General features: G+C 32.7%; 12 protein-coding genes. 6 read left to right on the top strand and 6 right to left on the bottom strand.

What is annotated here, in order from left to right; all coding sequences use genetic code 11:
* Positions 1-97 precede the first annotated feature (97 nt).
* Positions 98-1,723 carry a potassium/proton antiporter gene (locus JRC48_RS00245; protein ID WP_235069876.1) on the top strand — a complete coding sequence of 542 codons (1,626 nt, stop codon included), beginning with the start codon at positions 98-100 and terminating at the stop codon, positions 1,721-1,723.
* 40 nt (positions 1,724-1,763) lie between these two features.
* Here JRC48_RS00245 and JRC48_RS12700 read toward each other — a convergent pair whose 3' ends face one another.
* Both JRC48_RS12700 and JRC48_RS00235 read right to left on the bottom strand, forming a co-directional pair.
* On the bottom strand, positions 1,764-2,336 hold the full coding sequence (locus JRC48_RS12700) for a sugar O-acetyltransferase (protein ID WP_304941321.1): 573 nt from the start codon (positions 2,334-2,336) through the stop codon (positions 1,764-1,766).
* Between the two features lie 22 nt (positions 2,337-2,358).
* Positions 2,359-3,531, bottom strand: a complete 1,173-nt coding sequence (locus JRC48_RS00235; protein ID WP_235069875.1) for an iron-containing alcohol dehydrogenase — start codon at positions 3,529-3,531, stop codon at positions 2,359-2,361.
* A gap of 156 nt (positions 3,532-3,687) precedes the next feature.
* Here JRC48_RS00235 and JRC48_RS00230 point away from each other — a divergent pair, with 156 nt between their 5' ends.
* Positions 3,688-4,152: a LysR family transcriptional regulator gene (locus tag JRC48_RS00230; protein WP_235069874.1), complete on the top strand. Its 465-nt coding sequence runs from the start codon at positions 3,688-3,690 to the stop codon at positions 4,150-4,152.
* 167 nt (positions 4,153-4,319) lie between these two features.
* Positions 4,320-4,715, top strand: coding sequence for a LysR family transcriptional regulator substrate-binding protein (locus tag JRC48_RS00225; protein ID WP_235069873.1), 396 nt, complete (start codon positions 4,320-4,322; stop codon positions 4,713-4,715).
* A gap of 51 nt (positions 4,716-4,766) precedes the next feature.
* On the opposite strand, the gene JRC48_RS00220 is transcribed toward JRC48_RS00225, so the two are convergent.
* Both JRC48_RS00220 and JRC48_RS00215 read right to left on the bottom strand, forming a co-directional pair.
* Positions 4,767-5,174 carry a hypothetical protein gene (locus JRC48_RS00220; RefSeq protein WP_235069872.1) on the bottom strand — a complete coding sequence of 136 codons (408 nt, stop codon included), beginning with the start codon at positions 5,172-5,174 and terminating at the stop codon, positions 4,767-4,769.
* 73 nt (positions 5,175-5,247) lie between these two features.
* The gene (locus JRC48_RS00215) at positions 5,248-5,676 is read right to left on the bottom strand and encodes a hypothetical protein (protein WP_235069871.1); all 429 of its coding nucleotides are present in this window, start codon (positions 5,674-5,676) and stop codon (positions 5,248-5,250) included.
* A gap of 224 nt (positions 5,677-5,900) precedes the next feature.
* Here JRC48_RS00215 and JRC48_RS00210 point away from each other — a divergent pair, with 224 nt between their 5' ends.
* The gene (locus JRC48_RS00210; RefSeq protein ID WP_235069870.1) at positions 5,901-7,535 is read left to right on the top strand and encodes a polysaccharide biosynthesis protein; all 1,635 of its coding nucleotides are present in this window, start codon (positions 5,901-5,903) and stop codon (positions 7,533-7,535) included.
* Between the two features lie 23 nt (positions 7,536-7,558).
* Here the strand turns inward: JRC48_RS00210 and JRC48_RS00205 are convergent, their stop codons facing one another.
* A complete protein-coding gene (locus tag JRC48_RS00205; protein WP_235069869.1) occupies positions 7,559-8,386 on the bottom strand; it encodes a hypothetical protein in 828 nt (275 codons plus the stop codon).
* A 141-nt stretch (positions 8,387-8,527) separates the two neighbouring features.
* On the opposite strand from JRC48_RS00205, the gene JRC48_RS00200 reads away from it, so the two are divergent.
* Together JRC48_RS00200 and dcm are read left to right on the top strand one after the other, a co-directional pair.
* The gene (locus tag JRC48_RS00200; protein WP_235069868.1) at positions 8,528-10,000 is read left to right on the top strand and encodes a Sau3AI family type II restriction endonuclease; all 1,473 of its coding nucleotides are present in this window, start codon (positions 8,528-8,530) and stop codon (positions 9,998-10,000) included.
* 136 nt (positions 10,001-10,136) lie between these two features.
* Positions 10,137-11,405, top strand: coding sequence for a DNA (cytosine-5-)-methyltransferase (gene dcm, locus JRC48_RS00195; protein WP_235069867.1), 1,269 nt, complete (start codon positions 10,137-10,139; stop codon positions 11,403-11,405).
* Positions 11,406-11,571: 166 nt separating this feature from the next.
* Here dcm and JRC48_RS00190 read toward each other — a convergent pair whose 3' ends face one another.
* Positions 11,572-12,684 carry a type II toxin-antitoxin system antitoxin SocA domain-containing protein gene (locus JRC48_RS00190; protein ID WP_235069866.1) on the bottom strand — a complete coding sequence of 371 codons (1,113 nt, stop codon included), beginning with the start codon at positions 12,682-12,684 and terminating at the stop codon, positions 11,572-11,574.
* Positions 12,685-13,390 lie beyond the last annotated feature (706 nt).

Here is a 13,390-nt window from a genome sequence, read left to right as displayed (position 1 = left end):
TCAAGTTCATTTTTTTACCAAAAGTTATTTGAGTAATGATGAATTTGACATGAAAACTAATTTCTTTTTTATTTTTAATTTTGAAAGGAGGTCTTTAATGACTTTAACGTTACTGATATTTGCTGTTATTTTAATTATCTGTATCTTACTTAGTAAGATCACTCATAAGCTTGGTGTTCCTTCATTACTACTTTTTATTCTTCTTGGAATGTTAATGGGATCAGATGGGGTTTTTAAAGTCTATTTTAATAATTATCATTTAACTGAACAGGTCTGTACCATTACATTGATTTTCATTATTTTTTACGGGGGATTCGGTACTAACTGGAAAATGGCAAAACCTGTTCTAAAACCCGCTTTATTATTGTCAACACTTGGGGTAATCTTGACTGCGGTTATTACCGGACTGTTTTGCCACTTCGTCTTACAACTTGACTGGATAGAAAGTTTACTCATTGGATCCGTGATTAGTTCAACTGATGCTGCCTCTGTCTTTTCTATTTTACGTTCTAAAAAACTTAACCTAAAAAATGGAACAGCTTCTCTTTTAGAGCTTGAAAGTGGAAGTAATGATCCAGTCGCTTACATGTTAACACTTATTTTAATCGATTTAATGAATGAAAGTGCTCAACTCAGTGAAATTCCTTTTCTTTTACTAGCACAGGTTGGCTACGGAACAGTATTTGGAATTGTCATTGGATTAGGAACAAGCCTAATTTTGAAAAAGATTAATTTTATGGTCGATGGATTAGAAACCATTTTTGTTCTTGCGATTGCGATTCTCTCATTTGCTCTTCCAACTCTGATGGGGGGAAATGGTTATTTAGCAACTTATTTAACAGGAATTATCATCGGAAATCATTCCATTTCGAATAAGGTTACTCTTGTTCACTTTTTTGATGGACTAACGGGGCTTGCCCAAATTTTAATTTTCTTTATTCTTGGGCTTTTATCGTTCCCGTCACAAATGTCCTCTATTTTATTACCTTCATTTGGAATTTTTATTTGGCTAACCTTTATCGCTCGTCCACTTGCAATATTTTTTCTATTACCATCGTGTAAATATACCATTCCCCAAAAACTTCTTTTATCTTGGTCTGGTTTACGAGGAGCCGCATCCATCGTTTTTGCGATTTTAGTCGTGTTAAATACGAACGAGACATCCTATGATATCTTTCACATTAGCTTTTGCATCTGTCTAATGTCCGTTGCTGTACAGGGAACACTTTTACCAACAGTCGCTCGAAAGCTTAATATGATTGATGATAATGATAACGTCCTTAAAACCTTTACCGACTATCAAGAGGAAGAACATTTGCCACTCATTAAAATCCTCATCACAACTTCCCATAGTTGGGCGAATCAAAAAATTCATGATCTTCATTTGAATGATACCTTAATTCTAATGCTTCGGCGAAATGAACAAACATTAATTCCAAATGGTAATACTTTAATCTTACCGGGTGATGAAGTCGTTATTAGTGGCACAAGTTATGAAGAAAATCCTGATCTCACCTTAACTGAAATTTATGTCGATCATCAGACTCATCCTTGGTTAGGAAAAACACTTAAAGACTTAAACCTTCCATCTCAATCACTTATTATTTTAATTAAGCGTCAAGATGGAACTAATATCACACCTAAAGGTGAAACAACGATTCAACTTCATGACACTGTCATTCTCACCTGTGAAACATGTGATCAATGTGTTATTAACTTATAACGTATCATAAAAATAAGGTCCCAATCATGGGACCTTATTTTTATTTAGCTTCAATCATTTTAATGATTCGCGCTGGATTTCCCCCGACTACAGCATTTTCAGGAACATCTTTTGTAACCACTGCTCCCGCTGCAATAACTGCATTATTTCCAATCGTTACGCCTGGAATCACTGTCGCATGAGCCCCAATCCAAACATTTTCACCAATCACAATAGGCGCAGGTATCGTAGTTCCACGATGTTCAGGTCTTAAATCATGATTAAGTGTTGCCAGTATCACATTATGTCCAATTTGAGTATAATCCCCAATCACAATTCCACCTTGATCTTGAAAATGACAGCTACTATTGATAAAAACAGATTTTCCAATTGTAATATTCTTCCCAAAGTCCGTATAAAACGGTGGAAACATCATAAATGAAGAATCAATAGTCTTTCCAGTGAGCTTTGAAAATAGATTACAAATTTCCTCTGGTTCATGATAACTTGTATTCAGTTCTGTTGTAATCTTTCTTGCTTCTTGACTCATCTTTACCATAAACTCATGAATCTCTGAACCTCCAATTAAAGGTTTTTTCTCATTAACATGAACTAAAAATTCATCTAGTGTCATCTCATCTTTCCTCCTCATGAAATTAAGAATAAGATTTTTCGAATACAGAAACACAATCTTCATGTGTCATCTCACATGGATTAGCAGCAAATAAGCCTCCCATTGTTTCTCTTGCATTCGTAGCTAAAGTATCAAATTCATCAGGAGTAATCCCATAATCACTCATTTTAAGTTGATCAACACCACACTGTTTTTGTAAGTTAACAAGTGCTGTAATAAAATCCTCTGGTTTATTAGCATCTTTCATTCCCATAGCTTGTGCCATTTGAATAAAACGTTCATCACAGGCATGTTTTTCAATAAAAAACTCATAAAAAGCTTTTGAAATCATAATTAAACCTGCACCATGAGGTAAGTTGGGATGATAAGCACTCATGGCATGTTCTAATGAATGTTCAGCCGTTGTGACACTGACAACCATTGCATGACCAGATAGTGTATTTGCAAACGCCATTCCTGTACGTGCTTCTAGATCATTTCCATTTTTAACGGCTCTTACTAAATATTTCGCTACATTTTCAATGGCTTTTAATGCGATCATATCACTCATCTCATTGGCAAACTTACTAATATAAACTTCTGTTGAATGAAACAAAGCATCAAATCCTTGATAAGCCGTATACTTCGGTGGAACAGATAACATTAACTCAGGATCCACAATTGCTAAGACAGGAAATAATCGATCGTCGCCACCGAACCCAATCTTTTCATTCGTTTTGTCATTTGTTATAACGCCCCATTGATCAACTTCTGATCCTGTTCCCGCTGTCGTCGTAATACAAATAATCGGTAACGGATCCACTTTAATCGGTTGCCCTTTTCCTGTTCCACCACTTATATAATCCCAAACATCACCTGAATTTGTAGCCATTGTTGCAATTGCTTTTGAAGCATCCATGACGCTTCCACCCCCAAGAGCAACAATAAAATCACATTCATTTTCTCTAGCGACATTTGCTCCAGCCATCACCGTTGATTTTAGTGGATTAGCTTCAACTTGATTAAAGATCACCCACTCTACACCAGCTTTTTGAAGCTCAGCTTCCGTTCTACTTAAATATCCATTTTCAATTGCTGATTTTCCATTTGAAATAATTAGTAATGCCTTTTTCCCCGGCATCGTTTGTTCATGAAGTTGTCCAAGTGTACCGACTCCAAATAAAACTCGCGTAGGGGTAAAGAACTGATAACCCATCGTTATTCCTCCTCTGAATCATTTTCATGATCGTTTTCTTCACTTATTAATGTAATATAAAGTCTCATATATAGCTAATACTTATAATTAATAGTAAAGTATACCTAAAAAGCATAGTTTATTGATAGAATAGAAAAATATAGGAGGACGTAACAGATGGAACTTAGAACTTTAAAATATTTTTTAACAGTTGCCAAAGAAGAAAATATTTCTAAGGCAGCAAATGTTTTACATCTAACTCAACCTACGCTATCTAGACAGTTAATGGATCTTGAAAATGAATTAGGTATTAAACTTTTTATCCGTGGAAATCGTAAAGTTCAATTAACAGATGAAGGAAAGCTGTTATGTAAACGAGCAGAAGAAATCATGACTCTCGTTGATAAAACAGAACAAGAACTCAATCATTCCGATACAATCATTAATGGAGATATTTATATTGGTGGTGGTGAAACAGATGCAATAAGACTGATCGCTAAAACAGCTCAACATCTTCAAAGAAAATATCCAAATATTAAATATCACATCTTTAGCGGAAATGCCGATGATGTTACTGAACGCTTAGATAAAGGTCTGCTTGATTTTGGTATTTTAATTGAACCAACTGACTTAACTATATAAAAACAGAAATGTATTTCATCATTGTATGTCAGTCTTAGTTGAACAATTACTTTAATACTGAGGCAGACTATAGTCCAGCTAAAAGTTTTCCGATATGAAAAACTTATCTGGACTTATATAAATATGAACATCTTCAAATTCCAACGACGGACACTTGGGGTCTTTTAATGCGCAAAGATAGCAATCTCGCTTCTAAACAAACGATTAAACCAAAAGATCTAAAACATATTCCCTTAATCATTTCACGACAAAGTCTTGTTGATGAAGCTATTTCTAATTGGTTAACAGAAAGCTCCAAAAATCTCAATATTATAGCAACCTATAATCTTATCTTCAACGCTTCATTAATGGTAGAAGAAGGAATGGGCTATGCTTTATGTTTAGATAAACTGGTTAATACGACAGGCGATTGTCAATTGTGCTTTAAACCATTATTTCCTCCACTTGAATCTAAGCTCAGTGTTGTATGGAAAAAAAATCAAGTTTTATCCAAAGCATCACAAAAATTTTTACAGGCCTTAAAAAATGACTTTTCTTTAATAACCAATCATCAAAAATCGTAAAAAGCAGCCTAATTTAAGGCTGCCTTTTATTTATAAATTGTTCAAACTTTTCTAACGAAGTCCTTGTAAATATGCAATATCACTCATTGAAAGTTGTTTTTGTTCATTTCCTTCACGATCCTCATAAATTCCACCTGTTTCTGTTAAATAAACACATCCATCAACTAAGTATTGGCTCTTATTCACATCAAAAATAATGATTTGAATATCTGGTAATTCAGAAAAGCAACTGATTCCAGATAAAAGCGTAGCTGATTCCACTATCTCAAGAACTTCATTTATCTGTTTTTTTGGTTCACCTGTATCATCAGTTATGACAGATAACCATTCAAATTCTTCACCATTTAAAAATCCGATTTCCATTTGAGTAACTTCTACTGGTTGATGAGCTCCAGGAGTAAAGATCCATAAACCACCTGCAACAAATAACAAAATAATCAGCACCCTAATCCAGTTCATCTCTTCCCCCCCTACTTATCGATTACTAATCATTATACTATGACATCTTTTTGTTTTCTATTAAAAACTAAATTTATTCAACGAGCAGTTTAATAACATAAGTTGCTTCATTTTCTCCCCAATAAGCGGTCACAACATAAACATACGTGCCTAACTCTTCAGGAGCGATAAGTACATTTGATGTTTTTAACTTAACGTCTTGCTGCCAATCTAAAATGACTAATTGATCCATCGTCTCATCAAAAGATAACTCAACAGCTGTATTCCGTGAAACTTTAACTTCTTCTATTTGATTGACTACTTCATTAATCCCAATACAATCAGCTATACTAACTGTTTTTTGAAATAAATGATCTTTGTGCATGAGTCTATATCCACAATGAGTCGCCTCTTCTTCTACTTGATTAGCAATCACCGTTAAAGTAGGTAAATTTGATTGTTCCTTTGCCGAAGCAATCACTAAAGCAACAATTAAAAGTAAACAAATAAAAATCTTTTTCATAACTTCATCTCCTTAGTCATGAATCCTAGTAATAACAGTATATGATTAAGCGCATTTAAAAAACTATCTTAAACCCTAAAAAATCCTTTATCATGAAAATAGACTGCTTCTTGCATGACTTTAAATCTTTTAAAATAGTTTTCTCTTTTTTGGAATAATTTGTTTAAGATTTATAAGGATCGTCATAATACAAACTAGATATTGTTTAAAGGGGGAATGAACAGGTGAGTCAAAACTTTATTAAAGGAGCCATGATTTTAAGTCTCAGTCTATTTTTAACAAAAATTCTCGGAATCGTTTATACCATTCCATTTAAAGCTCTTGTAGGGGAACAAGGCCAAACACTTTATGGTTATGCCTACACTTTATACAGTCTATTTATCAGTTTATCTACACTTGGAATCCCCGTTGGAATGGCTAAGTTTGTATCTAAATATCAAGCAAGTGGTGAATATGACACCGCACGAAAAACATTTCGATACTGTGTCCTTGCTATGATTGTTTTAGGGTTTATCGGATTTTTAATGATGTATTTCTTTGCCCCTATTTACGTGAACTACATTTTAACTAATGCGACTTCTCTTTTAAATGATCCCAATGAAATTAAAGCTTTAGTTCAAGATGGACCCGATATTGTTCATATGATTCAGGTTTGTAGTATTGCGTTAACCGTTATTCCCGTCATGTCCATTTTTCGAGGATTTTTTCAAGGAAATCGCAACATGATTCCCACTTCTATTTCTCAACTTTTAGAACAAGTTGTACGCGTAATGATTATTTTAATAGGATCGTTTTGGATTATTAAAATAAAAAATCGGAGCTATCAGGAAGCCGTCTCTTTATCTGTATTTGCTGCTTTTTTATCGGGGATGGCCTCATTTGCCTGTCTGATGTATTATTGGCAAAAAGAATTACCTAAATATAATGAATTACTCTTACAAAGCGTGCCACATCCTAAACGAAAATTAAATACACTCGTTAGTGAAGTGATTTACTGTTCTGTTCCATTTGCCTTTCTTGGTTTAGCAACATCTTTATATCAAAATGTCGATACACTTCACTTTCATCAACTACTCACTAAATCTGGAATGGCGGTTACGACTCAAAAATCTTACTATGGAATGTACATGACAGAATTAGCTAAGTTGATTATGATTCCTGTCTCATTCGCCCTTGCATTTGGACAACCCCTTGTTCCTGAGTTGACTAATTATTATCAACAAAATAAACATCAAACCGTTGGAAAAACGATTCAACTTGCCCTTCGTCTCACATTATTTATTACATTACCTGCAGTTATCGGAATAAGTCTTCTTTCTCATTCAGTGTATCTTTTACTTTATCCATCGACTCAAGAGCTCAACATTTTAGGTGGACAACTTTTTCAAGTCGGTGCTTGGCTTGGAATTCTTTATGCTCTTTATAGTATCGTCTGCTCGATTTTACAAGGTATGAACTTACAAAAGAAAGGAATTATCTATCTATTCATTTCTATTTTAATTAAGTTTATTTTTAATCAACTACTCGTTCCCTTCTTTGGAATTAATGGCTTTATTTATTCCACCATGATTGCCTACGGCACTTGGATTTATCTAAGTTATCTGCAAATAAAAAAACATTCAACTTTCAAGCTAAAAAACCTAATGATCAACTCCATTCCCATTCTTCTTTCATGTCTGCTCATGAGTATCAGTGTTATTTTAATTAAATATAAACTCGCGTCTTTTGCATTAAGTGATCGTCTATACGCCTTTACTGAAATAGCTATTTGTGGAATACTTGGCGCACTCATCTACTTCATATCCAATTATCTTTTAACACTTATTATTAAAAAAATAAAAAAAGGTATTCTCCGTTAAAGAGAGTACCTTTTTAGCTTATCTTACTCTAATATCATTTTCTCACTTAAATATGTCACTAAGTTTTCATAAATCTCATTTTCAAATTTAGTTTGACTTAGATGGCTCATTTTAATGGATAAAATACGTTGTCCATCACTAAAGTAAAGACTCTTTTGAAACCCTTGAGTATCATAAGTCACTAAGTCAATGAACTTAGTTTGTGGATCATAAGAGATAGTTAACACATTTGTTCCATCATGAAGAGAATAAATTTGCTTCATTTCACTTTCATGTTCTTCATACGATATCTCAACTGTTTGTAATATCTTCATAAGTTCAGTCGTTTCGATCTCTGTATCATTTGAAAACAATAAAATAATCTGTTCAAAAACATCTCCAATTAAATTATTTTTCAAATTAAAAATCGTTGATAACTGAGCGTTATCTTCTAAATTATTTGTTTGTAATGCTAGTTGAAAATCATCTGGGACTTCTTTTGAATTAAAGCGATAGGCAAGCATGAGTGACACAGATTTAGAGGACGGTGAAAAATTATATTTAACGGTCAATGTATTTATAGAATTTTCAGAATCATCAGCAAACGGCCCCGTTTCAGTAAATCCAATTGATTCATGATCATCTTTTAAATAATCAAACAATGGATTTTGTGTAGAGGACTGAGACATAGATAAAGACTGATGAATAAAATCATCTCTTTCCGTCTTGCTATAATGTTCGACTTCATGAACAATCGTAAGAAATTGTTTCAAAACTGGAAATAATTCAGTCTCAGTTATCTCTTTTGTAAACTGACACCCCATTAAGTTAATCAACAAAAATCCCGCTACAAAAAACCATAACCTCTTCATTATTTCACCTAAATTCACCTACATTAACATTTAATTATAATATTCTCAAACTTTTCTTTTTTATACTTTATTTTTGAGGACTACTTTCAACAATCTTCTATATTGTATAATAGATAAAAAGGACAACAAGGAGAGATTTTTATGAGAAAGTTACCATATGATGAGACATGTCCAATTAGTATTGAAAATTATGCTCAGAAGTTAATCGGTAAAACATTTTTAAATATTCTAACTACTAGTAACAATACCATTATAGAAGATACAGTTGAATATGGTAGTAGTCATGAAAATAAAAAAAGAAAAGGTGGATTAGGTGAATTAGTTGAAGAATGTTTTTTTCAATACAAATGTAACAACGATTCCAGCGCTGACTTTGATCAAGCTGGAGTCGAGCTAAAAGTATCTCCATATAAAATTAATAAGAATGGTTCATTAGCTGCAAAAGAGCGATTAATCCTAACAATGATCGATTATTTTAAAGTTGTAAATGAATCATTTGAAGATAGTCATGTTTGGCATAAATCCAAATTAATTCTTCTTATTTATTACTTATACTCAAAAGAAATTACTAATCGTTTAGACTATGAAATTCACTTTGCTAAACTTTTCACTCCACCAAGAGAAGATTTGGAGATTATAAGAAAAGATTACGAAACCATTGTCAATAAAATTAAATTTGGTAAAGCTCATGAACTATCTGAAGGGGATACAATGTATCTGGGAGCAGCTACCAAATCAGCATCATCTGCTAACCAAAGAAAACAACCCTATTCAGATATTCCAGCAAAACCCCGAGCATTTTCTTTTAAAACATCGTATATGACTTATATATTAAATACCTATATCGCACCTAATGTCACAACTTATGAGCCTATCATTAAAAACCCCGATATTCTTAAAGAAATCTCATTTGAAGACTACATCATATCAAAAATCAATAGTTATTCAGGGAAATCAGACAAAGAACTATGTACTCTATTTGAAAGAAAGTATAATAATAACAAGGCTCAATGGAGTGACTTAAGTTATCGTATGCTAGGAATCAAATCTAATAAAGCGGAAGAATTCCAAAAAGCCGGAATTGTTGTTCGTGCCTTAAGAATCGAACAAAACAATCATATCATTGAAAGTTCTCCACTTCCTACTTTTAAGTTTCTAGATTTAATAAATGAAGAATGGGAAGAATCTTCTTTATTTAATTATCTTGATCAAACCAAATTCCTTTTTGTTATCTTTAAAAAAAATAATGATGATTACATTTTAAAAGGTAGTCAACTTTGGCACATTCCTTATTCGGATTTAGTTAAAGACGTTTATAATGGTTGGACTAATGTTAGAAATACTATCTTAAATGGTCTTCAGTTTACTCCAAAAATCGATAAAAACGGAAAGATAAGTTATTCCAATAATCTTCCTAAAAAACATGCTAATAAAGTAATTCATATAAGACCTCATGCTCAAAAGAGTGCATACCTATTCTCCAATGGGGTTATGATAGGAGATATTCATAAACACGCTAATCCATTACCTGACGGACAATGGATGACTACTCAAAGCTTCTGGTTAAATAATGATTACATATTAAGTCAGATACATCCTAAGCTTCTACTATAAAAAATAAAATAGAAAAAAATATATTTCCATTTTATTTTGATGAAAATTCTGTTGATCTTTCGTCCAAACTATATTATAATAGAACTAATGTTCTAAGTTTTATAGTCTTAGATTTTAGGAGGAGGCCCCAAACGATATGGAAAAAACAGTCGTAGAACTATTTGCTGGTGTTGGTGGATTCCGTATTGGATTAACTAATGCAAATTCTGATTGGAATTTTGTAATGGCTAATCAATGGGAACCAGGAAAAAAGGTACAACATGCTTTTGATTGCTATTCAAAGCGTTTTGATAAACATAGTGAGTTAGAAGGAAAAGATTCAATTACTGAATTACAACTTAATACGGATATTTCAACAGTAGAGGCTCATGAAATTCCTTCTCATAGTTTACTAGTTGGTGGATTCCCTTGCCAAGATTACTCAGTTGCTAGAACTGGTGCAACGGGACTAGAAGGGAAAAAAGGAGTACTTTGGTGGGAAATTTATCGCATTGCTAAAGAAAAAAAACCATCATTTTTATTATTGGAAAATGTCGATCGCTTATTAAAATCACCATCTAAACAAAGAGGTCGTGACTTTGGTGTTATGTTATATTCACTCTATCAATTAGGGTATACAGTTGAATGGCGTATTATTAATGCCGCAGAATACGGATTTGCACAGCGTCGTCGTCGCGTATTTATTTTTGCATTTAAAAATGATACTAATTATTCAAAGACATCAAATTTAACAGAAGAACAAGATAATTTAAAAGATTGGTTACATACAAGAGGATTCTTCCAAAATGAATTTCCGATTCAAAATGATTACGAGTCAAAACATAAGCCTGTTTATGATAAAACATTTTTAACTGAAGAAATTAAAGATGTTGCTGATATCTCAGATAATTTTGCTTTGTCATTTAGAAATAGTGGTGTTATGCACAATGGTGTGATTTACACAGAAGAAACACTTCCTGATTATACAGGACATCAGGTGACCCTTGGAGAAATTCTTGAAACTGGACGTGTTGATGACCGTTATTTCTTGACACCACAACAAATCGAAAAATTTAATTACTTAAAAGGTCCTAAACGCATTGAAAGAACATCGAAGGAAGGATTCTCATACATCTTTTCTGAGGGAGGAATGACTTTTCCTGATGACTTAAGCCTACCAGGACGTACAATGCTCACAAGTGAAGCAAGTGTTAATCGTTCCACTCATGTTGTTAGTGATAAAGTAACTGGAAAACTTCGTTTCTTAACACCTGTTGAAGCAGAACGTTTAAATGGGTTTCCTGATAACTGGACAGACACAGGAATGCCTGAAAAATTCCGCTACTTTACAATGGGAAATGCCCTAGTTGTTCATCTAATCGAGAAAATGGGTAAAACACTTAATATGATTTTTGAACAGGAATAGATAAAAAGCAACTATTAATGCAATAGTTGCTTTTTTATTGCTTATATATCCATCTTTTTATTGATAGTTATTATAAACAATCTATTATTTGTATATTTTACTTTTTAACTTGTTCATTTCTAATAATCCTGTTTTAAAAGAGAGGCTGCTCTTCCTCTCTTTTCATCTATAACACTCGAGTAAACAAGGCGGTTGAATAATCAACAATATCTGTGATACTTAGCATGTTGTATTTTTTAGAGACTTCGTTGAAATAACTTTCAATTAAATGTTGATCCATGATTTTTCTACTAGTTTGAGATGAAGCGAGACTTTTTCTCGTTTCTCGCCACGGTTTTTCACAATGTGTCATACGTTCTAAAGATTTTCCACTATAACATCCAAAATATCTCATGATTAACTCAATAAAAAATCGCTCTTCTTCGTTTAATGAACAATGTCCAATTTTTGGATTCATATCATCATAACTTTGAAATTTATGATAAATTTCTGGATAAACAGGACCGTGATCCCAAGCTTCACAATGGTTTTCAAATAAATGATAACCATAAAAAACTTTAAAAAAGGCTTGCGCATAATAAAGAATTTTTTGCAGTGCTAACGGTGTTAGATCGTCACTTAAAGATAAAATATAATTCACGACATCAAAAATCTTATCTTTTTGATTTAAGTCATTGTACTCTAAATGATTCTCCTGCTCATCAGTAGAGGCTATATCGAAAGTAAAATCATGATGATCTTCTAAATTAGCATTCAACGTTTCTTCATCAGTTATAACGGGTGTTTGAATAATTTCATCTTCATATTGATCGCTTAACCCTAACTGTTTGAGCTGAGTCATACATTTTTCATAAGCAATCTTTGTTAGCTTCTGGTGATTTTTTTGTAAGATGTCATCAAATAACTTAGGATCGTCATTAACTTTCTTCAAAACATCTAAGTATTCTTTTTTAGGCGGCATCCCTTTTAAGTATCTAGTAATGGTTAATTCTCCCCAATCTAGTAACAAAGATAAAGGTCTTTTTCCAATATTATACTTAGACATAATCGATTCGATAATCGTGATCGTTTCATGAGAAACTTTTTCCTGATAAGCTTTTTTAGCATTTTCACTGTTTTGTTCATGAATAGTATCAACAAATATTAAATGTTGGCATTCATTACAAATAGCTTCTTGCTTTTCAAACTCAACCTCAAATCCTTTGACTATTTTTTGACGCCAGTTTTTTAAGACTTTATATTCCACTTCTTTTTGACATTTGACACAAAACTCTCGCACGTTTAATCTCCTTTAGTCAACTCAACCTCTAGTCATCAACTTTCGTTTTATTAAAATCTTGAATCATAACCCATGTAGCCCAAACGGGCTTTTTTTTATGAAAAAGCTTATTTCATTCATCTTTTATAGTTTAAAAATCTATCTATAAAAAGGCATCTCTTATTCTGGTGAATCATGACACCTAAATGATACATTAAACTCTTTAACTCTATGTATCTATTATATAAAAAATGATACATTTTTTCTATAGAAGTGTATCATTTTAATACATTATTTTTCAATTCTCGCAAGCCTCTTTTTTAGTACACTTCGTCTATCCACAGGCCAACTTCCTAGTATCTAATCCCTTTTGTATAGACTTTTTTAGATAGTTAATGATCTATTCTTAGCTAAAAACTATTGATTCTCCCTCTTTTACACCCTTTTTTAGTCTTATGAATGAACTGATACAGAAAATAAGACATAATTCTTCTTTTTTTGTATCTTTTCTGACTTAATTTAAAACTGATACACTGGTAAATCATTAAAATTAAATATAACCACCAGTGCGAACTGGTGGTTTTCTCTGCGGCTGAAAGCCTCTATTGCCGGCCTAGGCCTGAAAGGCCTCCTGAAGTCCTTAACTTCTGCACCACATTCACTTATTAATCCTCAAAGGATTTCTTGCTTACTCTCTTCATCTTGTTTTTCAGCAACCACTCATTCA

The sequence above is a fragment of the Turicibacter sp. TJ11 genome (assembly GCF_021497505.1).
GTDB lineage: Bacteria > Bacillota_I > Bacilli_A > MOL361 > Turicibacteraceae > Turicibacter.
Note: the sequence above shows the minus strand (reverse complement) of the source record. Positions and strands in the feature narration are given on the sequence as shown.